Here is a 24,772-nt window from a genome sequence, read left to right as displayed (position 1 = left end):
GATAATAAAAATTTTACCACGTTTCTTTTTCCTTCACAAGGGGGGCGGCCACACCGCCCCTTCCCTTATCTCGGATACAATCGCTGTTTAAAATCCTTTCTTCGATTTCTTCGGAAACATATTTCATCATGAAGAAGACTCATAATCAAAGCCTTATTCCAGTCCTCCGGTTCCGGCCGTCCTGCCCGCATATAAGCTTTTTCCGCCATCTGTTCCATAGCTGCCAAATCCGGATATTCATCATACATACAGCTTCCGTCATATTCTTCCTCATCACACACATCTTCCACCCACTGTATAAGCTCCCTGTTCTTCTTCGGGGACATCTTTTTCATATATTCCCGATCTTTCTGAAAGAAATCTTCCTGTGCCCACGGGGCATCACCAAAAACATCATAGAGATTCATTTGATGCAGATTGCAATATTCCATAATAGCCTCCTTTGACTGTTCATCCCTATGATATGCTTATTTTTCTTTGATGGTTCCCTCACTCTGAATGCTTTTTTACATACATTATATTAAAACCTTTCAGGTGATTCTATGTCCAGCGATTATTTAGCCATTCTCGTCAATAAGTCCACACCTCTGCCCTCAGACTATGTTCCGTCCGATCTTGTGCCGGTCAATATTCCCTTTGCTTATATCGGTGATGACCAACGAAATTATCTGCGTGAACCTGCTGCCCGTGCTCTTGAGGAAATGTTTCAGGCTGCCCGTCTTAATGGGCTTGATCCCATTGGTGTGTCCGGTTTTCGCTCCTATGAACGTCAAAAAAATATATATGAACAAAATGTGGCAGTCAAAGGCGAAGCGTATACGTCCCTCTACTCTGCAAAACCCGGACAAAGCGAACATCAGACCGGACTCGCTATTGATATCTCCAGCCCAGCTGTCTTTTCTGCCCTTTCCACAGATTTTGCAGAAACCGCTGAAGGCAAATGGCTTAGGGACAATGCTTATAAGTACGGTTTTATTCTACGTTATCCCTCAGGAAAAGAAAATATCACCGGATATGCCTATGAACCATGGCATTTTCGTTATGTTGGAAAAGAGCTGGCACAATATATAGAAAAAGAAGGAATTACTTTAGAAGAATACAATCAACGCCTTGCATTATAGCCCCATAATATTGTATCATATAAGTTAGAGTTTACTTTGGAGGTATCACTTTATGAAACAAAAGAACTATAGACCAGATCGTCAGAGCGGTATTCTGGTGCACCCTACTTCTCTTCCGGGTCCCTATGGAATAGGTGATCTTGGAAAGACAGCCTACGAATTTATTGATTTTTTAAAAACCTCTGGTCAGACACTCTGGCAGTGCCTTCCTCTTGGCCCGACCGGTTTTTCAAATTCACCTTACCAATCTTATTCCGCCTTTGCAGGTCAGCCGCTGCTCATCAGCCCTGAACTTCTGATTGAACTGAATCTGCTTGACCCACATGATCTGGACGGCATGCCATACTGGAGCCCTTACACTATCGATTTTCCGAAAATTGTTGATTTTAAAACACGGCTTTTTAAAATTGCCTACGAAAAGTTCCAGAAAAGTTCAGATGTTTCCTTACAAGATATGTATCATGAATTCTGTGAAAAATCGGAATTCTGGCTGACGGACTATGTACTTTTTATGTCTCTTAAAGATTATCATAATGGACAGAACTGGACAGAATGGGAGCCGGAATATAAATATCTTTCCGATGAAAATCGTAAAAATGTACTTGAAAAACTTTCCTCAAGTGTTGATTACTACCGCTTTATCCAGTTTCTCTTCTTCAAACAATGGTATGAATTAAAAAACTATGCCAATGCAAATGGTATTGAAATTATTGGAGACATTCCTATTTTTGTCTCCGCAGACAGTGCAGATGTATGGGCAAATAAAAACCTCTTCCAGCTGGATGAAGACGGATACCCTACAGTTGTTGCCGGTGTTCCACCGGATTATTTCAGTGCCACCGGACAGCTTTGGGGCAATCCTCTCTATGCCTGGGATGAACACAAAAAAGAGGATTATACCTGGTGGATTCAAAGAATCCGTCATCAGCTCACTATGACAGATATTTTTCGTATTGACCATTTCCGCGGTTTTGAAGCCTATTGGGCAACACCTAATGGTGAACCAACGGCTTTGAACGGTCACTGGGTCAAAGGTCCGGGATACGACTTTTTCGACCATATCATGGAAGCATTTGATAATAATCTGCCGATTATTGCCGAAGACCTCGGAATCATCACACCGGAAGTTGAAGAACTGAGAGATGCCTATGATCTTCCGGGTATGCGGGTACTTCAGTTTGCTTTTGATGATCTGAATGACAACACACACATGCCGTACAATTACGTAAAAAATTGTGTCTGCTATACCGGCACCCATGATAATAATACAACCCGCGGCTGGTACCGGAGTGCCTCCCCTGAATCTCAGGATAAAGCCCGCCGATACCTGAGCTGCAACGGAGAAAATATTCACTGGGATTTTATTCGTCTCGCATTGAGCTCTACCGCCCGCTACGTTATTTTCCCGCTTCAGGATGTGTTCGGTATGGACAGTGATGCCCGGATGAATGTTCCCGGTGTCAGCGTCGGAAACTGGTCATGGCGTTTCGAAAAGCATTTCCTGAACGAAGGAACCGCCGATTACTTGAAACAGCTGTCTAAACTTTACGGCCGAAATCAAAAACCGACAGTATCTGAAACGGTATCCGAGGAGGTCGAGCTTTCATGATCCGCTTTACCGCAATTATTTTATTTTTACTTTTATTTTCGATTGTCAGCCTGCCGATGTATCTCGTCGTTTATATCATAGGCCGGATCAATCCGAAAAAGAAAGTCACTTTTGCTCAGGATTTTGTCGTAAAAGGCTTTCGCATCGTTTTAAAACTCAGCGGTACTGTTTTAAATGTGGAAGGACAGGAGCTCGTCCCTGAGGGGACTCCCGTTCTCTATGTTGCTAATCACCGGAGCTATTATGATATCGTGACCTGCTATACACTTGTTAAAAATAATACGGGGTTCATTGCAAAAAAAGAAATGGAGAAGATTCCTTGTATAAGCCGATGGATGGGTTACATTAATTGTCAGTTCCTGGATCGTGAAAACGTCCGTGAAGGTCTGAAGACGATTCTGTCCTGCATCGATCTTGTTAAATCCGGAACTTCCATTTTCCTCTTCCCTGAAGGTACACGAAATCTTGGCGGAGAGATGCTTCCTTTTAAAGAAGGCGGTTTTAAAATTGCTACAAAAACCGGATGCCCGATCGTCCCTGTGGCCATCAAAAATACAGAGAATATTTTCGAGACCCATATTCCGAAAGTAAAAAAGCAGACGGTTTCCGTTCGTTTTGGAGAGCCGATCTACACTTCCCAGCTTTCACCTGCCGAAAAGAAATTCATCGGTAAAACTGTTCAGGAACAAATTCAGACTATGTTAGATGAAAAATAATAAAAAATCTTTCATTTTTACTATTCATTTTTAAACAAAAGCATGATACAATTGATTGGAATTGAATTTTTAAGGAGGAAGCAGACGATGACACCCGTTGTACTTATGTCTACATCTACTATAATTCTTCTTGTCGTCATCGCAGTCTTAGTCGCTGGTCTTGCATTTCTTACATTCTGGGGAAATAAACAACAGAAAAAAGCCGAGGCTTCTCAGCAACAGATTGAAGCCGCTGCACAGCCGATGACTATGCTGGTTATTGACAAAAAGAAAATGAAGCTGACCGAATCCGGTCTTCCAAAAATTGTCATAGATTCCACTCCAAAGCTTTACCGCCGTTCTAAGGTACCTGTTGTAAAAGCAAAGATTGGTCCAAGAATTATGACATTGATCGCTGATGAAAAAGTTTTTGATATTATTCCTGTAAAACAGGAAGTCAAGGCTATGGTCAGCGGTATATACATTTTAAGTGTAAAAAGTTTACGCGGTCCTGCTTTAACAGCACCGCCAAAAGTCGGATTTTTCAAGAGAATGAAAAACAAAATTACCGGCAAATAAAAAAATGGTATCAAAAACTACCCGTTTTTGATACCATTTTTTTATTTTTCAAAGAAGTATTCCTTCTCATTGAAGATTGTCGGGTCATCTTTGACCTCAGCAGCCAATCGGAGTAATTCTTCCTTTGTATTCAGACTCTGATCGTCAATCACCATCTCCACAAGACGTTCCAATATAGCTCCCAACACCGGTCCCTGAGGAATTCCTGCCTGAATAAGATCCTTTCCGTTGACTGCCAGAGTCTTTACCTCAAAGCAATCTCCGCGTTCAATGATCTGACGGTAAACCATCTCCTTTTCATCAAGGAGCTTTTGCTTTTTCTCAACAACCTCCGGATTTTTTGCACTGACATCCGCTCTCTGAACGTTGATAAATTGTTCAAAAATGTCTTTTCCTACCCGGTTCAATGCACGACGCACACTGACTTCATTCGGAAAATATTTCAGTCCGTGCCATTTTACAAGCCGGTATACTCTTTCTAACGTATAATTATCAAACTTCAACCTTTTTAAAATATCTCTGCACATCTGCGCACTGACTTCCGGATGTTTGTAAAAAATGTCCCTGTCCTTATCCGTCTTTTTGACAACCGGTTTTCCAAAATCATGAAACAACATCGTCAAACGCAAAATTGGATCAGACTCTATATTTTTCAAGGCAATCAATGTGTGCATTTCCACATCATAGATATGATTCGGGGTATGCTGTTCTACTCCGACGATTGCATCATACTCCGGAAGAATGACTTTTGTAATTCCAAGACGGCATGCTTCCTTTATCCTCTCAGGATAATCCGATACAAGAAGTTTCACAAGCTCAACCCGAATTCTTTCTGCACTCACATGTCGGAGTGCTTCCGCCCTGCTTGTCATGGCTTTTTGAGTTTCCTCATCAATGTAGAATCCCAACTGGGCAGAAAAGCGAATGGCCCGAAGTATTCGGAGTGCATCTTCATCAAAACGCTCTACCGGGTCACCAACACATCGAACAATCTTCCGTTCGAGATCACCTCTTCCATCAAAAATATCCACAAGGCCTGTATCCGGATTGTAAGCCATCGCATTGATCGTAAAATCACGCCGCTTCAAATCTTCTTCCAGGCTGGCTGTAAAAGTTACTTCTTTTGGGTGACGATGATCCTCATATTCACCGTCAACCCGATAGGTAGTCACTTCAAATGCCTCCTGATCCATCAGAACCGTCACCGTACCGTGTTCGATCCCCGTATCCACTGTCCGGCTGAAAATGCGTTTTACTTCCTCCGGTCTGGCAGAGGTTGTAATATCCCAATCGCCTGGCTTTCTCCCAAGAAAGCTGTCTCTGACGCATCCTCCGACAACATAAGCTTCAAAGCCATTGGACATCAAAATCCGAATAATCTCTGCTGCTTTCTCTGGAATCCACATTTCCATTTTTCCACCTCATCCCCTCAAATTAATATAGTTTTATTTTAACATTTCAACGCTTTCTATGGAATACTTTATCCAATATATTTGTCAAAAATTTATCTATTGAACATTTATTCTTTATAGCTTATAATAGTAGCAATCAGTACATATTATGGGGGTTGATACATCGTGGATAAAGAAACTGAAATTAAAAAGTACAATAATCTTTTGCGTAACCTGCTAATTTTAACGGTTGTCTTTGCCATCATTACAATTGCTTCTTTTGTCCTTATTTTTTTAGGAAAAGGCGATCCGATTGTCAGTATCTTATGTCTTGCAACAACGCTAATGTTTTTCTTCGCACATCGGGAAAAATCTTCTGCTCCCCGTCCGGGAAGCCCGGAATATGAAGCCATTGAACGTGCACGCGAAGCCAAAGTAAAAGCAAGCCGTGAACAGGCATATAAAAAACAGCATCCTTTTGAGGTTGCCCGTGATCTTGTAGAGAGCAATAAATCTTCCTCATCCAAGTCATCAAAGAACCCACCAAAAAAGGATACTGTCCATTAGGATATTTAGTTTTCCAAAACTTTTTTCTTGATTTCATCGAATGAAATCGGACGATAATCTATACGTTCCACGCAGACACATATGGACTGTCTGCAACAATCTTTATATGTAGGATTACCGTGAACATGACCATATATATTTGCATAAGGCATGTTTTCATTAATATATAAGGGTTCATGAGATAAAATCCAGAAACCGTCAATAATGATCGGCCACGCACTGGCCTCGTCAAAACCACACTGCCGGTACCACTCCGGAGAATGTGTATCGTGATTGCCGAGGACCAGTGTTTTTTTACCATTTAAGCTTCCACACAAACGTGACACTTCTTCCATGGAATCACTTAGACTAAAATCTCCCAGAACATAAACCTCGTCCTCCGCTGTTACCGCCTCATTCCAGTTTCTGATCAACTGATTCTCCTGATCCTTAATATCTGTAAAAGGTCTGTTTTCAAATCGAAGCATTGCCTCATGTCCAAAATGCATATCTGCTATAAAAAATACTTTTCCTGCCATACCAGTGCCTCCCTGCATCTGTTATTTCAGATGAATCTCATCCAGTTCAATCATACCTTTTGCAGTTTCGATCTCTAATAACCTACAAAGTAAGGGTGCAATATTTCTCTGATCAATGCTGTGATCCTCAAAATGACCATTTTCTACCAATGGACTGATAATATACAAGGGAACAACCCGCTGTTTATCTGCTATACCGCAATGAATCCCACGGTCATCCATTCCATGGTCAGCGGTGACAACAACCTGATATCCGTCCTCAATCCACGACGGCAGCAAATCTGCAATCAAACATCCGTTATCCGCTACCTTCCATGCATATTCCTTACTATCAGCTCCATAAGTATGCCCTGCCAGATCAATACTCATCGGATGATACATCATAAAATCCGGTTTGTAGGATTTTCGGATAAATTCACCATCCTGAAAAAGATGGGAATCCGGATACGTATCTTCCCAATAGAAAATACCATAGTCGATCAAATTTCCTTCGCGATTAAACTGAATCCGGTCATTGTGCTTATCAAAGGGTGCTTTATTATACAATTCACTCATCCAGAAATAAACTGCACCACCGACAGTAAGTCCGGACTTTTTACATAAATGAAGAACACTCTCTTGATTGGATCGTCTAACAACCTCATTGCAGGTAATTCCATGAACATGACTTGGCATACCTGTCAGCAGCGTCTCGTACATCGGTCTGGACATAGACGGCAGTTCACCACGAACCCGGTATTTTGCCGCCATTCCGTAATCCACCAAATGTTCTAAATAGCCTAAATACTCTGTTCCCACTTCATATCCACATGCATCTAATAATACAAATATCGTCTTACTCATTTTTTTCTCCACATGCTTTTCTGTTATTCCATAATGTTTAATCTTTTCAAGATACCTTTAACAACAGCCATTCCTACATTTCTCAATGCTTCATTCGTATTCGCTCCTAAATGCGGCGTTGCAACGAAATTATCCAGCATAAGCAATGGATTCGAAGGTTTCAAGGGCTCCTCTTCAAATACATCGCATGCCGCTCCGCCAATCCTTCGCTCTTTCAAAACACAATATAAAGCTTCCTCGTCAATAATAGCTCCTCTGGACGTATTGATAAGAAAGGCATCTTTCTTCATCTTTTCAAATTGTGCCTTACCAATAAGTTTCCTTGTGGATTTGTCCAGATTTAATCCGATCATGACAATATCTGCTTCTTCAAATATCCTGTCCATCACCGAATAAAGATGAAATCCCAGTGCTTCTGCCTCCACCTTATCAAAATGCCTTGACCATGCGATAACTTTCATACCAAAACCCAGCCTGCATATTTGGGCTGTTTTCATATTGATATCACCAAGACCGATCAGCCCCAAGGTTTTTCCATGAAATTCCGTTCCCTGAAGCATCGAATGGTAACCTTCGGGAAGATCTGCTTTCAACATTCTGTCTGACAAAATAATCTTTCTCCCCAAAGACAACATAAGTGCCACATTCATCTCCGCCACAGATCTCGCATTCACATGGGGAACAGAAAAAACATCAATCCCTTTTGCAAAAGCCTCCTCCAGATCCACATCATCTGTCCCGGTACCATGAATTCCTATAACTTTTAACTTATTTGTCTGCGCAAACAATTCAGCCGTCATCTTTATATTACGATTAATCATGGCATCTGCTTCCGGAAATTCTTCCCAGAAATGAATAATATCAACATGATTTTTAAGAAGTTCATAGGCATCAGGATGAATATATTCACACAAAAATACTTTCTTCATCACGCTACTCCTCAGATTCACCGGATATCGTTACTGTCACCGTATAAACACTTTCTTCTTCCACTACGGATTTCACTGTACCCTCCAAATGCTGCAGCTTTTTTGGTGTATTGTTGGACATGGCAATCGCATCATTAATTGTATAATAGTACATCGTTCCGGATAATGTTTTAAGTATCGACTCTGTCATCGTCACATGCTGCCCTTCTTCAACTAGTCCCGGACGTTCCATTCGAAAATCCATATCTCTGTCTGCCATCAAATCACCTCTTGGTTTTTTATCATAGCACATTTTTCAGATAAATTAAACCTCGATTATCTTTTTTACATAAAAAAGCAGAATCCCATAAGGGATTCCGCTTTTAGGATATTCTAGTATTATGAATGACTTTTTGAACTCCACTAAGAGTTGGCAGGCTCTCAGACAAACAGGCAAAGCTTTTAGGGTTGCGACTATTTTATTATATACAGCAAAGCAGTTCTATATTGTGTACACTACTTTACCTGTCCGTCCTGGGAGTTCTTATGTATTTAACCTAATGGGAAGGGATCGAATCCCATCAGGGTTAAATCTTTTTAATCAACGATTGATTAAGCCACTGGGTTGTAACCAGCAATGATTAATCCACCAAGAATTAAAATTGTAAGTGTTGCGTAGATGAGACAAGGAATAACGTTAGATCTCATCAGACGACCTTCGGATCCGATTGTACCACATGTAGCACAAGCAGATACGATGTTGTTTACACATACCATGTTACCCATAGCACCACCGAGAACCTGCATAGCAAGGATGAGCATTGTAGGAAGACCAAGTCTTACTGCAGCTGCATACTGTAATGTAGAGAACAGTGTATTAGATACTGTAGCGGAACCGGAGATAAATGCTCCGATAACACCGATGATTGGTGCAACGATGATATATGCTTTACCAAAGAGATCAGCTAAACCATTAGCCATAACGATTAACATACTTTCCATACCGCTGTTGTTGTAAGCAGCACCGGAGTTCTTGAATAACTGAACCATAGCGATACCGAATAATAATGCGATAGCAGCACCGCCAACCATGCTTCCTGTTTCTTTCCAAGCAGCTTTAACACTTTCGCTCTTCATCTTATGAAGTGGGATAATGATTAATGCAACAAGGATAAATGGAAGGATACCAGGGTTCCAAGCCCATTTGAATGCCCAGTTAACTTCTACACCAAAGATTGTCTTAAGACCAATTGCGAATGGTGCTGTAGAAACGTTAAGGATTCCTTTGATACCAATCTGTGGAATACGTGTTACAACAAGGATGATTGCAATAAGGCCATATGGTACCCATGCCATAACAGGAGATATATTGGATTCTACTTTCATAGATTCATCTTCCTGAACTGCTGTTGTAGCTTTCCAGTGTTCAGCCCATTCAGACTGAGCTGGGAATTCAAATTTAGACTTAGGTACAAGAATACCTTTTTTAGCTGTTACAATACAGATAACCAGAGCAACCAGACCACCGATTAAGGATGGGAATTCTGGTCCGAGGAAAGCTGCACAGATTAAATATGGTACACAGAAAGCAATCGCAGACATTAAAATGTAAGGAATAACTTCTACTGCATACTTAATGGATTTATTCTTTCCATACATCATACACATCATAGTAACTGTGATGAAGATGATAATCGGACAAATGATAGCACTTGGGATAGCAGCCCATTTTGTAAGACCTAACTTCCAAGCTTCTGTATCTGTAACACCAGCTGCAGCTAATTCACTGCTAACCATGTTAAATGCTGTAGTTGCTGGAGTACCAACAGCACCGAAAGGAACTGGTGTACTATTCAAAATAAGAGCACACATTGCTGCACAAAGTGGTGGGAAACCAACACTGATCAACAATGGAGCGGCAAGAGCTGCAGGAGTACCAAAGCCAGCAGCACCTTCGATGAATGCACCGAACATGAAACCAATGATGATCATCTGAATACGTGGGTCATCACTGATATTTGTGAACATACTGTTAATAACTTTCATGGCACCTGAATGTTTCAGAGTGTTCATGATAAGGATTGCACCTAAAATAATAACGATTGTATCGATAGATGTCAGGAAACCTGCGATTGTGTGCGCAGCGATTGTAATAAGATTCATCTTCCAGGCAAGTAAACATACAATAGATGTAATTAACCATGCTAATGGAAGTGCAATCTTAGCCGGCCAGTTGAATCCAGCCATTACAATAATTGTAACAATAATTGGAATAAAAGCTATAATTGCATACATGCTGTAAAATTCTCCCCTCTATTATTTTACCTCTTTTCAAATGGTTGCGGACCGAAGTCCGCAACCGCCTGATTTTAAAATTATTAAATTACAGAATTTCTGCAAATGTCTGAAGACGAGTTTTAACCTGTTCGAATGCTGTGGATTCCTGATCGATTTCGATCTGAAGGTTACGAACACCAGCAGCTTCAAATTCCTGAATAAGGATTGGGTAATCGAATTCTTCTGGGTCACAGAATTTCATCATACATACGATAACTGCGTCAGCATCATATTTCTTAACTGCATCGATGAGCATCTGGCCTTTTGGTTTGTTAGCATCTGTTGCTAAGGAACATCCATCGAATTCGTTCCAAGCTTTTGCAAGAGCCATTAAAGGATCATCATCTGCTGGAACATCCTGACGGAAGTTTCTGGATTCCTGAGCAAGGTCATCAGCTACGATAGCTAAACCGTTTTCTGCAAAGATGTCAAGAACATCATATGGCTCAACTAAGATACCAGATACAACAACTTTTTTGCCTTTGTATTCTGGAGCTGGATTAGCTTTGATAGCTTCGATTAATTCTTTAACTAAAGCTGTATGTTTGGATTTCTCCATGAACCAACGAGCTTTGATTACTGCATGACGATCAGATGGTTTGATCACTGCAGCGTATTCAGCAGCTACATCACAGAATTCACGGCAAACTGCACGGTTTTCGTTGTAGATTGCGATACTGTTTTTGATAGCTTTGTTTGTAATACGAACTTCAAGGATATCTTCCAGTTTTTCTTTTACGATTGCAAACTCTTCACGAGCGAATACGTTTGCAGCATCCTTAGCGATTTTACGGTTCTGTGGATGTGTAAATGTGATAACCGGAGCTTTTCCGTGCCATTTCTGGCTCATACATTTTAATGTATCACATGGTACAGAGAAGATAACTGCTTCAAGATTATCATATGCACCTTCAAGCTGTAATTCCATTACAGACTGCATGATTGAACATGCGAATGGTGGTAAATATGTACGAGCTTTGGAGATCTGTTTTTTCTGAGCTCCCCACATACCAACTGGCAGATAACCAGAAGCGTGTACGATTTCTTCTGGGCAGTATACAGGCATGATACCTACTGCACCTTTACCAGTTTCGTTTTTATAATCTTCCATTGCTTTAACAGGATTATCAGCAATGCTCTTTAATTCAGCGATAATTTCTGCAACTGTTCTCATCTTACATTCCCTCCCAATTATTTGTTGTTATCCATCATTTCGGATAATGCCTGAACACGAGTTTCGTACTGAGCCTGAGAGAATACGTTAGGGTCAGTCTGGTCACCATCGAAGCTTACGAATGGGATGCCCATCTTAGCGTTAACATATTCAGCGCCTTCGTTGTTAAGAAGACCCATCAGTTTACAGCTACGGTTGAGGTGAAGAACCATACCATCGGATTTGGAGTTGCTAACAACTTTGTAGAACTCTTCGTAACGATTGGATCCACATGTGTTGATATATACGTTTGTATATGCTTCAGCCATGGATTCAAGATCACCCGGTGTGTAAACAAGGCTCCAAAGTCCTGGATATGCGGAACCTGTCATAACGGAACCAACATTCTTAAGACCTTTGAATGTAGCACCAAGGTATGTCCAAACAGCGATACCTTCCCATGTTACACGATGTTTTTCGTTTTCAGCTGCACCAAAAGCATACTGTCCAGCAGCATCTTTTGCTTCCAGTTCGTCAGCAAATTTGTGGAATGTAATTTCAGCATAATCTCTTGCTCTAGCGCAAACGATTAATGCCATGTAGTTGAATAAATCAAAACCATTTAATGGAGATGGTTTGCGGAATGCATATGTAGCAACTTTATTCCACCAGTAAACAGATCTCTGAACCTGTTCCTGAACTTTAAGGAATTTGTCGTAATCAAATGCACGTCCTGTAATATCTTCTAACTGTTTGATAGCAGCTCTGTACTGATCAGCAATATATTCTTTGTTGTGACGAGCAACTGGCATTGTATGGTTAAATGGAACGTCAATGATGATGCAAGGAATGTTTAATTCTTTTGCAAGGTTTTCATACCATTTTAACAATGTATTACAGATGTTGTTACATGTGATAACCAGGTCTGGAAGTGGAACATAAGCAGCTTTGGATGTAGCTAATTTTTCTGGTTTTTCACCTGTTAAAGCTTCCTGTTTTAACAGTTCCATGTATCCAAGGTTTGTACGTGCATAAGAGCAAATGTCAATATTGTAACCTTTGCTGTGAGCAACGTCTAATAAATCCTGGGATGCTTTTCTAGCACCAGCACCAGCTGCATGTGTTTCTGGATAAACCATAGCGATATCCATAGCTACACAGAATTCTGGCGGAGCTACAGATGCGGACCAGCATACTAAATTACCTGATTTTTTTGCTTCCCATGCTTCTTCATCGAGTTTTGCCTGAAAATATGCCAAACACTCTTTTGAGCTTGCTTCATTGATATTAATCTCCATAATTATACCTTCTTTCTTTATTATTAACCGCCTCTGAATTATTTAATCAGCTCTTCGTAAGCTAAGAGAGCGGCGCCAAGGGCTCCTGTAATCTGTGGATTTGGTGCTACGATGATATTCTGGCCTAATTCCTTTTCAATTGCATCAACTGCTCCAGGATTCTGAGCCACACCACCGCACATAACAACATCATTCACGATGTCTCCACAGCGACGTACCAGAGAACATGCTTTTGTAGCTACCGATTTATGAACACCGGCTACAATACTTTCTCTGGATAATCCCTTAGATAACTGGGAAATAACTTCGGATTCGGCGAAAACAGTACATGTACTGCTGACAGATGCCCACTCCTTCGCCTTAAAGTGAGCCTCACCCATCTCACCGAGAGGGATTTCAAGTACACGAGACATAACATCCAGGAAACGTCCTGTTCCGGCTGCACATTTATCGTTCATGTAGAACTGCATGATATTTCCTTTATCATTAAGTGCAATTGCTTTTGCATCCTGTCCGCCGATATCAATAATTGTTCTGGCTGTTGGAACAAGATAGAAAATGCCTTTTGCATGACAACTGATCTCACTGATCTGCTTATCTGCATTATCAACAGAAAAACGACCATAACCAGTTGCTACTGTATAATCGATATCTTCCGGTTTCAGATCGATTTCAGCAAAAACTGCTTCCATAACACGTCCCGGGCCGGAAGTACCTGTGCCCACCTGAACTACTGCTGATGATACAAGTTCAGCACCGTCTTTCAGAATAACTGCCTTACTGGATGAAGAACCGATATCTATACCTAATGTATACACGTTGTTTCCTCCTGCATCTCTAGCAATTATTCAGCATTGCCGTGACGGCTTGTGAATGTTGCTTCGTAGTTGATATCACCAATCTGTTCGATTAATTCAACAAGGATACCCTGTGTATATTTCGGACGGATGAAGTTAACGATGATGTCTTCTGTACCTTCCTGAGGTTCTGCTTCAAGAAGTTCATATCCTAAAGCTTTAACGTCTTCCATAGTAGCTTTGATATCATCTACAAGGTAAGCTACGTGAGCGATACCGCCTTTACCTTTGTTGAACTGTGTTAATACACCAGACTGTGGAATAATAAATTCTACAGCGTCAACACCTTCACCATGTTTTGTGAAGATCAGGTGAGAATCATAAGCTTTAACATGTCCACGGTAATCTTCCTGAAGACCAAATGTTTTCATGAAAGCTTCTGCTTTTTCAACTGTAGGTAATACGATACCCCAATGATGTGTTCTGATGATGTGTTTACCAATCCCTGTGTCTGCAAATAAATTTGCCATAGTAAAAACTCCCTTCCTTTAATTATATATAATAATTATTTATAGTTCATTGTCGGAGTGTTCCGGGTCAGATGACCCGGAACAGATTTTTATTTGTTTAGTTATCGACAATTATTCGATTGTCATACCCATAACTTCATCTTTGAAGATTCTTTCGTCCATGAGTTTAACGTTGCCGTCAGCATCACGATCTACGATTGGTTCGAAATCCATCTGGTCAAGAACCTGTGTCTTAACATCAACGCCAGGTGCAACTTCGATTAAGTGAACACCGTCTGCTTTTAATGCAAATACAGCACGTTCTGTTACGTAAAGTACGTCTTTGCCAGCTTTACCAGCTACAACACCAGAGAATGTGATTTCTGTTACTTTGCTTACAAATTTATGTGTTTTTCCTTCTTCAAGGATAGTTAATTTGCCATCGCCTGTTTTAATCTTAACACCGTTTGTGAATGTTCCGCAGAATACAGCTTTCTTAGAGTTAGAAGAAATGTTTGTGAATCCGCCGGAACCTGTGATTCTGCTTCCAAGACGGCTAACGTTTACGTTACCGTTGATATCTACTTCAGCAAGACCAAGGTAGCAAAGATCAAGTCCGCCGCCATCGTAGAAGTCGAACTGATATGCTTCGTCAACATATGCCTGAGCATTTACAGTACCACCGAAACGAAGTCCGCCGCCAGGTACACCACCGATAGGACCACATTCTACTGTTAATGTCATCTCTCCAGCAACACCTTCTTCAGCTGCTACGGAAGATACCCATTCAGGAACACCTACACCAAGGTTAACAACTACGTTTTTCTTTAATTCCATAGCTGCACGACGTCCGATGATCTTCTTAGCATCCAGTTTCTTAGGCTCAAGGCTGGATACAGGAACCTGAACGTTTCCTGAGTAAGCAGGGTCATATGTACAGTTGATACTCTGAGACTGTTTTGGATCATCTGCAGGGCATTCAACAACATAGTCAACATAGATTCCAGGAATCTTAACAAGTTTGGAATCAAGCTGTCCGGCTTTAACAACTCTTTCAACCTGAACAACAACGATACCGCCATTGTTATGAGTAGCCATAGCCTGAGCTGTACAATCCAGAGGAGCCATTTCTTTTTCCATTGTTACGTTACCTAATTCATCTGCATATGTACCACGGATGAAAGCAATATCGATTGGAATACGAGGATAGAATAACTGTTCTGTTCCTTCAAGTTCGATGATCTTAACGATATCTTCTGTTGTTTTTTCGCTAAGACGTCCACCACCGTTACGTGGATCAGCAAATGTTCCAAGACCTACGCTTGTGATTGTTCCGATTTTACGAGCTGCATTATCACGCATCATCTGTGCAATAGCACCCTGTGGAATGTTGTAACCTTCGATCTTGTTGTCATAAAGCATCTGACAGATCTGAGGAACGAAATTGAAATGTCCACCGATAACACGTTTTACCATGCCGTCATGTGCATAGTGATCTGCGTGGCTGCCGTCTTTGTTACCTGTACCAGCAACGTAGAATAATGTTAAATCTCTTGGGTGTCCTGTTTCAAGAAATCTTTCTTCTGCAGCAGTGTTCAGTGCTTCTGCAATACCGTTTGCAACGAAACCACTTAATGTAAGTGTATCGCCATCCTTGATTAAATCTGCAGCTTCTCTGGCTGTTAATACTTTAACCTGTCCCATAGTGACCTCCTTAAAACCTTCCTTGTATATTTTTCATAATTTATTTTGGGCTTTGATGAGTTTATTGTATATTTTTCGCACTCGTATTGCAATGAAATCAATCTGACCTTGTTTTATTCAATTTTCTCAACTTGAATTCAATTTGATTCAAAATTCTCTTGACAATTCGATAACAACTCGCCATACTATAAGTAAGATCGTCTGTTAAAGACATAACTTATTTCAAAAGATATCCGGGAGGTATATAACTATCATGAGCGCATACGGAACCTTACTAAAAACTCTGATCAATTTCTCCGGTTCAAAATTATCGACCGTGGCCGAAGAAGTTGGTTATGATGTTTCTTACATCAGCAAATGGTGCAATAAAGCAAAACTTCCAGCTTCAAAGATGGCGCCGAATATTAACCGTACTCTTGCGAATCATTTTTCACACGAAATCTTAAAGCATGAGGACCTGTCCGCTTTCGCAAAACTTTTTGCTGTTGATGTGACACCTGAAACTTTAAACTCCGTTATATATAATCTTCTTAAAGAAAACTATAAGGAATCCAGTCGGGAGGCCGCCAATGATCAGCACACCCATGGAATCTACGAAACTCGTGTTCTTTCCCTAGCCAACGATATTTATGAATTTTTCGATCATGAACTGGCTGAAATCATTCTTTCATATAACGAGCCACTTGAAGTTCTCTGTACTCTGGATGTCTGTCGTTTCATTACAAACAATGTTCTCGACGCCGCATCCCACATTATTCCTGAACATGAAATTAATGTGAAGATCGGACTGAACACTGAGACCTTTTTTGCAGACAGTCCACTCTATCTGAAGCAGCTTTATTATTTTATCAATGCTCACAGTCATCTGGCCTTCGATTTTTATGATGACTGTTTGATGAACTCTCTGAATACGATCATCGTTAAAGACCACATGGCCATTTTATGTGCATTGGACCAATATAGCAGAATTCAGACTGCAACCGTAATTACAGATCCTGAAAAGGTCAATCAGATTTATATCCGCACGCTGCCGTCTTTCCGCGTGACAAATCTTCTTTTGCACGCTACAGAATCCGATGAATTTTATCAGCATGGTTACCGGACAGATTTTTATGCCCGGGATAATTATCAGATCTTCCTTGCACTCGGTTTCGAGTATCTTCTTCCTGTTGAATGTTGGGACTCGATCATCCGTACTGCCCGTGAACGCAATAAAGATGAATTCATGGCTCAGCTTGTCGGTCAGCTTCAGATTACATGGGAAGAAATCTTTGAAAAAAACACTTTGGATTTTTATGTTCTCAAATCTTCTTTATTAAAATATATGGAAGACGGAGAGATTATCTTCACCGATGTCGTCTACCACATGACGCCGGAAGAACGTAAACTTCATATCCAAAAGGTATTGGATATTACCAAAAAGAATCCAAATATTCATTTTTACGTTATCGACGAGGAATACCTGCCGAATGTGGAGCATCTGCTTCGCACTTCTGTGTTCAATAACCGAAAAAAACTTTTCCTTAAAATTCCGGAAAGATACCATACAAAAGTCGGTCCTCACTTCTATTCCGTTTTATCCGATCGTTTTATCAAAGAAGTCAGTGAGTTTCTTGATGATCTCAAAACGAAACCTTACTGCTTCGGATATGACGCTGACGGCGTTCAGAAATTTGCCGACAAATATGGCTCTCTTGTCAACCGGATGATTGATCTAAGTGCCTTCAAAATAAATAAGTAAATAAAAAGTATGGTACCCTGTTTTATTGTATAAATGAAACAGGGTTTTCCATTTATTTTTATATACTTATTTTATCATTTTTATGTTATTGTGTAAATAGTTTGCATGCTAATTAATCCTCCAAAAAAAAGAACCAATTTTTGTTGTTTTTCACAAAAAACAACAGGATAGTCCTTTCTTTTTTCTGAAAAGTCTATCCTGTTTATTTTAATATTTAATCATTCATAAAAACGTCTCTATCCAGCTCTTTATTCTGAGATGCCACCACTGTTGTACATACTGCATCACCTGTAATATTCACTGCTGTTCTTGCCATATCCAGAATTCGATCAATACCCATGATCAACGTAATACCTTCAATCGGCAAACCGACAGAGTTAAATACCATTGATAAGGTGATCAGACCTACACTTGGAACGCCTGCTGTACCGATAGATGCCAGCGTTGCTGTTGCAATTACCATAATATATTCCCGTATCCCCAGAGGGATTCCAAATGCCTGTGATGCAAATACGACTGCAACACCCTGCATGATTGCCGTACCATCCATATTAATCGTCGCTCCCAGAGGAATCGTAAAAGATGAAATTCTTCGGGAAACACCCATCTTTTCAGCTAATGTATCAATAGATAGAGGAATCGTAGCATTTGATGTTGCCGTTGAAAATGCAAATGCCATAACCGGAAAGAATTTTTTAATAAAACGTATCGGACTTAATCCTGTGAAAATTTTCAGCATGACCATATAAACAACAAAACACTGAACGGCCAATGCAAGAAGTACACCACACATATATTTCAGAAGCGGTATAAACGCATCAAACCCAATACCGGAAAATGTTTTAGCAATCAGGCAGAACACTCCGAATGGTGCAAGTGACATGACCATCATCGTCATTTCCATCATAATTTCATTAAACTGAGAAAAGAAGTTTGCTACAACTGCTGTCTTCTCCCCAAGTTTTGCAAGAATAATTCCAATAATCAGAGCGAAAAGAATAATCTGAAGCATATTGCCTTCAGCCAGTCCTTGTATCGGATTTTTAGGAATAATATTGAGAAGTGTATCTGCAAAACTTACCTCTGTCGTAACAGCCGCATTATCGGCAGCCATAATATCTTCCATATTCAAACCAATCCCAGGATTAATAACATTTGCCAGGCTAAGTGCAACTGTAACTGCCAGCGCTGTTGTCAGTAAATAAAACGCTAACGTCTTCACACCTACTTTTCCCAATGTTTTTGTATCTCCGATAGCTGCGCTTCCACATACAAGCGAACAGAAAACCAACGGAACAACGAGCATCTGCATCAGACGCAGAAATCCATTTCCTACAACATAAAAAACACCATTTACAAGTACCGTATCTTTAATATATCCTGACGGAACAAAATAATGCATAATCACACCTACCAGTGCACCCAGGATCAGTGCGATAAAAATTCTGGTCGTCAGCCCGATTTTTTTTGTTTTTTTACTTTTTTCACTCATGCTTCATTCCCCTTGACTCTAAATACTGTTCCAGATCATCTTCCCATCTCGGCATCTGATATAATTCCGTCATTTTTAACATAAGATTTTCAAGTACCGAATATTTTGGTCTCTGCCATCCATCTGAAATATTTTCTGACAAAATCGGTTTGATCATCGTTGTATCATCACCCGTCAGTTCAAGAATCTTCTTTGCAAATTCATATCTGCTGCAGGATCCTTCACAGGAGACATGACAAATGCCATATTCTTTACTTTCCATAAGTACTAAAATACATTTTGCCAAAGTATCCATACTGGTCGGTGTACTGATCTGATCATTCGCTGCTTCAACAGTTTCCCCCGCATGAATGCGTTCCAGCAGCCGACTGACATAATTATCGCCATCACCATATGCCCATGAACTGCGAATAACCAGATGTTTTGGATTCAGTTCACGCACTAACATCTCTCCGGCCAGTTTTGACTTTCCATATACGGATGTTGGAACTGCCGTATCAAATTCCATCAGTGCTTCTTTTCGGTCGCCGGAAAAAACATCATCCGTGGATATATGAATAATTTTTGCATCCACCATTCGAGCTGCCGCACTCATGTTTCTGGCACCCAGCGCATTCACTTTATATGCCATTACAACATTTTGCTCACATGCAGCAATATCCGTTATCCCTGCACAGTTAATGATAATATCCGGTCGGGTCGTAATTGCATATTTTGATATTTGCTCCATATCTGTTATATCTACGTCCTTATCTGTTGTCAGGATCGTATATTTTTCCGGCTGATTTTTGCATTCTTTTAAAATTGCTCTTGCCAGCTGTCCATTGCCGCCGGTCAGCCATATTTTGGTTGTACCTACCATGATTTTACCCCTCCTTAAAAATTCCCCTTGGTTCATTATCCTAAAGATAGTCAAAAAAAACCTGATACACAATGTATCAGGTCCAAAATTGCGGGGGCAGGATTTGAACCTACGACCTTCGGGTTATGAGCCCGACGAGCTACCGAACTGCTCCACCCCGCGTTGCTATCTTGTATTACATTATATCTCATTTTTTTATGTTTGTCCAGAGTTTTTCTCTCTTTCTTACTTCCTCTTTAATTAAGACATAGAAAAAAGTAGCGACAGGAACTCCCAGAACCATTCCAATGACCCCGAATAATCCACTACCGATCGTAACAGCAGAAAGAACCCATAAAGCCGGAAGACCAATACGTTTTCCGACAACTCTCGGATAAATAAAATTATTTTCAATCTGCTGAAGAATTATAAAAAACACCAGAAATACTATGGCTTTTTCTACAGAAATAAACATCAGAAGAAAAAAACCTGTGCCACCTCCAATGTAAGCTCCAAAAAAAGGAATGAAAGCTGTTAACCCCACAATAAGTCCTACAAAGCCGCTATATTCCAGATTCAGAACAAACATTCCTGCAAAGCACAAACTTCCCAGAATAATTGACTCAAGCCCTTGACCGACAATAAAATTATCCGATACCTCCAATGCTGTCATTAACACATATTTTAACGGCTGATATATACGCTGTGGCATACAGGCCCGATACAGCCGTTTTATCTGACGAACCAATACTTCTTTATTATATAAGATATAGGCTGACAGCACAATGACGATACCCGTCACTGCCAGTTTTCGGAAAATGCCTGTCGTCATCTGAATCATCCGTGGCCATAAACCTTCCATCGTTACACTCAGATAACCGAGATAGACGGACAGACTTTCCATTAAAGGAGAGAGATCCTTTTTTCTAATACCTGTTTTTTTCAATAATCGTACAGCAGAATTTTCAAATGCCTGCATATAAGTTTCTCTGTTTTCAAAAAAATTCTGGATTCCTTCAACAAAATGGGGCAGGGCAAATCGGACCACTGCCACTGCAATTCCCAAAGTCCCGGCATACACCGTAATCAAACTGGCGGTACGAGAAACTTTCTTAGGTAATTTTAATCTTTTTTCATAAAAACATTGTATATACTTATAAGGATGATTCAGCACAAATGCCAATCCGCCTGCACAGATTAACGGTAAAAACTGTCTTGCCGTAAAATAGATTTTACGACATATATACCCTGAATGAACTGTAATAATAATTAACAAAAATAAATACGTTAATAAAATCATCCACTCCCGCACAGGTTTTCGGTTCATTAAACTGCCTCCTCACCTGTTAGTATAGACAATTTATTTTATTATATACAGGTAACTGTTCAGAACAGCCTGTTTTTCTTCTATCCGATCGGATGCAGATTTTTAAGTGACACATCCATAATCGGTGCTGAATGGGTAAGGGCTCCGCTTGACACATAATCCACACCGATATTTTTAATCGTTTCTATATTATCTTTTGTCATATTCCCTGAACATTCCGTTTCTGCACGTCCTTTTGCCATTTCAACTGCTTTTTTCATCATATCTGCAGACATATTATCTAACATAATGATATCCGCACCTGCATCCAGAGCTTCCTGAAACATTTCCAGGTTTTCAACTTCAATTTCAATCTTTCTTACAAACGGAGCATATTCTTTTGCCATCAGAACAGCCTGACGCACACCACCGGCAGCACCGATATGATTATCCTTAATGAGTACACCGTCTGAAAGATTATAACGATGATTATGACCGCCTCCGACGCGTACCGCATATTTTTCAAAGATACGCATATTCGGTGTCGTCTTCCGTGTATCCAAAAGCTTCGTCTTTGATCCTTCTAAAAGTTTTACAACACCATGCGTATATGTTGCAATTCCGCTCATACGCTGCAGATAATTCAGTGCTGTACGCTCACCTGAAAGAATCACACGCATATCTCCACGAACTACCGCTAAAACATCTCCCTTTTTAACCTTCGCGCCGTCTTTCACATACTTTTCAACACATACCTCCGGATCCAATAATACAAAAACCCTTTCGAAAATGTCTATACCTGCAACTACTCCATCTTCTTTGCAAATAAGCTGCGCTTCGCCTTTTTTATATTCTCTCATAACTGCATTTGTTGTAACATCTTCATCTGAAATATCTTCGCGAAGTGCCTGCAAAAGCAGCTTATCCACATTTAACTTTGTCGTGATTGGATTCATTATCTGATTCCCTCCTGATTTCTTTCCAAATACTCTCTTTATACCGAAGGTGATACGCCTCAGGATCTGTATAATATTCAAAATCTATATTGTAAAGTGCTTTAATATTTGTAATATCCATTGAACCGCGAAGACGATTCCTTCCTTTTAAGGAATTGTCACAAATATGTTTAGCCGCCCGTTCTGCAAAAACAAGACTCTCCAAAAGAGAATTGCTCGCCAGACGATTGGCCCCATGAACACCATTACAGCTTGTCTCTCCGGCAGCATATAAATGTTTCATAGATGTCTGGCTATTGCTGTCAACCCAGACGCCTCCCATAAAGTAATGCTGCGCAGGTACAACCGGAATCGCCTCTTTTGTTATATCATATCCTTCTTCCAGACACCGTCTGTAAATATTCGGAAATCGTTCCCGAATATCCACATCTTTAATTGTTAAAAAAGATAATTTTACATAAGGCGTATGATCCTTATCCATCTGACGATATATGGCCTGAGATACAACATCTCTTGGAAGCAATTCATCCACAAAACGTTCTCCCTGCTTATTATATAAAACAGCTCCCTCACCGCGTACGGATTCTGAGATTAAAAAACTTCTTCCCGGCCGATCACTGTATAAAGTTGTCGGATGGATCTGTACGTAATTTACATGTTCCAAAGCTATCCCATGATTTAATGCAATAGCCAGAGCATCTCCTGTTAAATGCGGAAAATTAGTTGAATGTTCATAGATGCCGCCAATACCTCCGCAGGCCCAGATAACATCCTCTGCAAATACAGGCTCAATCTTTCCATCATCTGTCCTCAGAATGACACCGTCACAGCGATCATCTTTCACGAGGATATCCGCCATCTCTGTGTATGTCTTTATACTTATGTTCTTTTTTTCATGTACACGGGCAAGAAGTTTACTCGTAATCTCTTTTCCGGTAATATCATCGTGATAAAGAATTCTGTTCTTAGAATGTGCACCTTCCCGGGTATAAGCAAGTTCCCCATCTCTATTTGCAAATTCAACGCCGTAACCTATCAATTGTTTTATAACAGATCTGGAAGATCTGATCATAATATCTACAGATTCTTTTCGATTTTCATAATGTCCCGCACGAAGCGTGTCCTCAAAAAAGCTGTCATAATCGTTATCGTCTCTCAAGACACAGATACCTCCCTGGGCAAGAAAAGAATCACTGTCCTCCAATCCAGCCTTAGAAATCATCAAAATGTCTGCTGTATCCGGCAAATGTAATGCCGCAAAACAGCCGGCAACGCCACATCCTACAATAATCACATCATATACGTGTTTCATAGTATCCCTGCCTATCTGGACAGTTCCAACATCCGCTTCAACGGAGCATTTGCCTTGTCCATAAAATCAGCTGACATAATCAGACCTTCATCATCCTGTTCCAATACGGAGATAATTTTATCCAGCGTCACCTTTTTCATATCATCACATATCTGATGCTGTCCTGCAGCATAAAATGATTTTTCAGGATTCCTTCGCTTTAATTCATACATAACGCCCAATTCTGTAACGATGATAAATTCAGCTGCGTCACTGTTTGTTGCGTACTCAATAATACCGGATGTGCTTCCGACATAATCCGCTAAATCTGTTACTTCTTCTTTGCACTCCGGATGCACAAGAACTTTTGCTCCCGGATGAACCTCTAAAGCAGAAAGTATGTCCGCTTTCGTGAGCATCGTATGTACCGGACAGCCGCCATCATTAAAAATAAATTTCTTTTCAGGAACCTGTTTGGAAATATATGTTCCAAGATGCTGATCCGGAATAAAATAAATAACTTTATTCGGAAGCGCTTTTACGACTTTCAGAGCATTGGAAGAAGTCACGCAAACATCTGAATTTGCCTTCAATTCCGCTGTTGAATTTACATAACAGACAACTGCCACATCATCTTTATACTTTTTACGTATTTCTTTAATTTTTTCCACCGTCGCCATATGTGCCATCGGACAATCTGCTGATGCATCCGGAAGCAGTACCTTTTTATCCGGATTTAAAAGTTTCGCACTTTCGCCCATAAAAGATACACCGCAAAGAACAATTGTCTTTTCACTCACCTTTGTCGCCATCTCACTTAAATAGTAAGAATCTCCGACATAATCTGCAATCTCTTGTATATCATCTTCTACATAATAATGTGCCATAATGACCGCATCCTTATCCTGTTTCAGTTTCAGGATCTGTGCCTGCTTTTCATTCATTTCTTCCTCCACCAGTTATTCTGGATTTATTTACATAAATTTCATCAAGTATAGCACATTTCTTTACAGTTGACAAGACACCTGGCTTTTCATTAATGACATATGTATCAACTAATAATTTATTTTTTAGTTGACGTAACTGCTTTTTCGGTGTTATAATATAAAAAATCTT

General features: G+C 40.3%; 25 protein-coding genes and 1 tRNA gene. 6 read left to right on the top strand and 20 right to left on the bottom strand.

Annotation, left to right across the window (positions count from 1 at the left end; translation table 11 throughout):
* Positions 1-65: 65 nt before the first annotated feature.
* A complete protein-coding gene (locus QZZ35_RS01040; RefSeq protein ID WP_291235754.1) occupies positions 66-431 on the bottom strand; it encodes a hypothetical protein in 366 nt (121 codons plus the stop codon).
* A 111-nt stretch (positions 432-542) separates the two neighbouring features.
* On the opposite strand from QZZ35_RS01040, the gene QZZ35_RS01035 reads away from it, so the two are divergent.
* From QZZ35_RS01035 to QZZ35_RS01020, 4 genes are all read left to right on the top strand, one after another.
* Positions 543-1,121 carry a M15 family metallopeptidase gene (locus tag QZZ35_RS01035; protein WP_291235753.1) on the top strand — a complete coding sequence of 193 codons (579 nt, stop codon included), beginning with the start codon at positions 543-545 and terminating at the stop codon, positions 1,119-1,121.
* Positions 1,122-1,173: 52 nt separating this feature from the next.
* The gene (malQ, locus tag QZZ35_RS01030) at positions 1,174-2,730 is read left to right on the top strand and encodes a 4-alpha-glucanotransferase (RefSeq protein ID WP_291235752.1); all 1,557 of its coding nucleotides are present in this window, start codon (positions 1,174-1,176) and stop codon (positions 2,728-2,730) included.
* Positions 2,727-3,446 (top strand): lysophospholipid acyltransferase family protein, encoded by a 720-nt coding sequence (locus QZZ35_RS01025; protein WP_291235751.1) that lies wholly within the window; start codon positions 2,727-2,729, stop codon positions 3,444-3,446. The genes malQ and QZZ35_RS01025 overlap by 4 nt, the downstream gene beginning before the upstream one ends.
* Before the next feature lie 87 nt (positions 3,447-3,533).
* On the top strand, positions 3,534-4,004 hold the full coding sequence (locus tag QZZ35_RS01020; protein WP_330635421.1) for a hypothetical protein: 471 nt from the start codon (positions 3,534-3,536) through the stop codon (positions 4,002-4,004).
* Positions 4,005-4,045: 41 nt separating this feature from the next.
* Here the strand turns inward: QZZ35_RS01020 and QZZ35_RS01015 are convergent, their stop codons facing one another.
* Positions 4,046-5,416: a CCA tRNA nucleotidyltransferase gene (locus QZZ35_RS01015; RefSeq protein ID WP_291235750.1), complete on the bottom strand. Its 1,371-nt coding sequence runs from the start codon at positions 5,414-5,416 to the stop codon at positions 4,046-4,048.
* 165 nt (positions 5,417-5,581) lie between these two features.
* On the opposite strand from QZZ35_RS01015, the gene QZZ35_RS01010 reads away from it, so the two are divergent.
* The gene (locus QZZ35_RS01010) at positions 5,582-5,962 is read left to right on the top strand and encodes a hypothetical protein (RefSeq protein WP_291235749.1); all 381 of its coding nucleotides are present in this window, start codon (positions 5,582-5,584) and stop codon (positions 5,960-5,962) included.
* A 5-nt stretch (positions 5,963-5,967) separates the two neighbouring features.
* Here QZZ35_RS01010 and QZZ35_RS01005 read toward each other — a convergent pair whose 3' ends face one another.
* From QZZ35_RS01005 to QZZ35_RS00960, 10 genes are all read right to left on the bottom strand, one after another.
* Positions 5,968-6,480 (bottom strand): metallophosphoesterase, encoded by a 513-nt coding sequence (locus QZZ35_RS01005; protein WP_291235748.1) that lies wholly within the window; start codon positions 6,478-6,480, stop codon positions 5,968-5,970.
* A 21-nt stretch (positions 6,481-6,501) separates the two neighbouring features.
* Positions 6,502-7,323 carry an alkaline phosphatase family protein gene (locus tag QZZ35_RS01000; RefSeq protein WP_291235747.1) on the bottom strand — a complete coding sequence of 274 codons (822 nt, stop codon included), beginning with the start codon at positions 7,321-7,323 and terminating at the stop codon, positions 6,502-6,504.
* A 23-nt stretch (positions 7,324-7,346) separates the two neighbouring features.
* Positions 7,347-8,252, bottom strand: a complete 906-nt coding sequence (locus tag QZZ35_RS00995) for an NAD(P)-dependent oxidoreductase (protein ID WP_291235746.1) — start codon at positions 8,250-8,252, stop codon at positions 7,347-7,349.
* A 4-nt stretch (positions 8,253-8,256) separates the two neighbouring features.
* Positions 8,257-8,511, bottom strand: a complete 255-nt coding sequence (locus QZZ35_RS00990; RefSeq protein WP_291235745.1) for a hypothetical protein — start codon at positions 8,509-8,511, stop codon at positions 8,257-8,259.
* A 332-nt stretch (positions 8,512-8,843) separates the two neighbouring features.
* Complete coding sequence (locus QZZ35_RS00985; protein WP_291235744.1) at positions 8,844-10,526, bottom strand: L-lactate permease; 1,683 nt, start codon at positions 10,524-10,526, stop codon at positions 8,844-8,846.
* An 88-nt stretch (positions 10,527-10,614) separates the two neighbouring features.
* Entirely contained in the window at positions 10,615-11,742 is a 1,128-nt protein-coding gene (locus QZZ35_RS00980; RefSeq protein WP_291235743.1) for a 2-hydroxyacyl-CoA dehydratase subunit D, read from the bottom strand.
* A 17-nt stretch (positions 11,743-11,759) separates the two neighbouring features.
* Complete coding sequence (locus tag QZZ35_RS00975; protein ID WP_291235742.1) at positions 11,760-13,019, bottom strand: 2-hydroxyacyl-CoA dehydratase subunit D; 1,260 nt, start codon at positions 13,017-13,019, stop codon at positions 11,760-11,762.
* Positions 13,020-13,057: 38 nt separating this feature from the next.
* Positions 13,058-13,837, bottom strand: coding sequence for an acyl-CoA dehydratase activase (locus QZZ35_RS00970; RefSeq protein WP_291235741.1), 780 nt, complete (start codon positions 13,835-13,837; stop codon positions 13,058-13,060).
* A gap of 26 nt (positions 13,838-13,863) precedes the next feature.
* Positions 13,864-14,346 carry a VOC family protein gene (locus QZZ35_RS00965; protein ID WP_291235740.1) on the bottom strand — a complete coding sequence of 161 codons (483 nt, stop codon included), beginning with the start codon at positions 14,344-14,346 and terminating at the stop codon, positions 13,864-13,866.
* Positions 14,347-14,457: 111 nt separating this feature from the next.
* Positions 14,458-16,029 (bottom strand): acyl CoA:acetate/3-ketoacid CoA transferase, encoded by a 1,572-nt coding sequence (locus tag QZZ35_RS00960; protein ID WP_291235739.1) that lies wholly within the window; start codon positions 16,027-16,029, stop codon positions 14,458-14,460.
* A gap of 253 nt (positions 16,030-16,282) precedes the next feature.
* Here QZZ35_RS00960 and QZZ35_RS00955 point away from each other — a divergent pair, with 253 nt between their 5' ends.
* On the top strand, positions 16,283-17,770 hold the full coding sequence (locus QZZ35_RS00955; protein WP_291235738.1) for a hypothetical protein: 1,488 nt from the start codon (positions 16,283-16,285) through the stop codon (positions 17,768-17,770).
* A gap of 214 nt (positions 17,771-17,984) precedes the next feature.
* On the opposite strand, the gene QZZ35_RS00950 is transcribed toward QZZ35_RS00955, so the two are convergent.
* From QZZ35_RS00950 to QZZ35_RS00915, 8 genes are all read right to left on the bottom strand, one after another.
* Entirely contained in the window at positions 17,985-19,262 is a 1,278-nt protein-coding gene (locus QZZ35_RS00950) for a dicarboxylate/amino acid:cation symporter (RefSeq protein ID WP_291235737.1), read from the bottom strand.
* The gene (gene rfbD, locus QZZ35_RS00945) at positions 19,255-20,124 is read right to left on the bottom strand and encodes a dTDP-4-dehydrorhamnose reductase (protein ID WP_291235736.1); all 870 of its coding nucleotides are present in this window, start codon (positions 20,122-20,124) and stop codon (positions 19,255-19,257) included. The genes QZZ35_RS00950 and rfbD overlap by 8 nt, the downstream gene beginning before the upstream one ends.
* An 88-nt stretch (positions 20,125-20,212) precedes the next feature.
* Positions 20,213-20,286: transfer RNA gene (locus QZZ35_RS00940), tRNA-Met, on the bottom strand.
* A gap of 25 nt (positions 20,287-20,311) precedes the next feature.
* Positions 20,312-21,430, bottom strand: a complete 1,119-nt coding sequence (locus QZZ35_RS00935) for an AI-2E family transporter (RefSeq protein WP_291235735.1) — start codon at positions 21,428-21,430, stop codon at positions 20,312-20,314.
* An 80-nt stretch (positions 21,431-21,510) separates the two neighbouring features.
* On the bottom strand, positions 21,511-22,365 hold the full coding sequence (gene nadC, locus QZZ35_RS00930; protein WP_291235734.1) for a carboxylating nicotinate-nucleotide diphosphorylase: 855 nt from the start codon (positions 22,363-22,365) through the stop codon (positions 21,511-21,513).
* A complete protein-coding gene (locus QZZ35_RS00925; protein ID WP_291235733.1) occupies positions 22,331-23,677 on the bottom strand; it encodes an L-aspartate oxidase in 1,347 nt (448 codons plus the stop codon). Before QZZ35_RS00925 ends, nadC begins: the two co-directional genes overlap by 35 nt.
* Positions 23,678-23,688: 11 nt before the next feature.
* Positions 23,689-24,600, bottom strand: coding sequence for a quinolinate synthase NadA (nadA, locus tag QZZ35_RS00920; protein WP_291235732.1), 912 nt, complete (start codon positions 24,598-24,600; stop codon positions 23,689-23,691).
* On the bottom strand, positions 24,593-24,772 hold a 180-nt coding region (locus QZZ35_RS00915; RefSeq protein WP_291235731.1), incomplete at its 5' end, for a hypothetical protein. The genes nadA and QZZ35_RS00915, both read right to left, overlap by 8 nt.

The sequence above is a fragment of the Frisingicoccus sp. genome, from assembly GCA_016298055.1.
Classification (GTDB): Bacteria; Bacillota; Clostridia; order Lachnospirales; family Lachnospiraceae; genus Frisingicoccus.
Note: the sequence above shows the minus strand (reverse complement) of the source record. Positions and strands in the feature narration are given on the sequence as shown.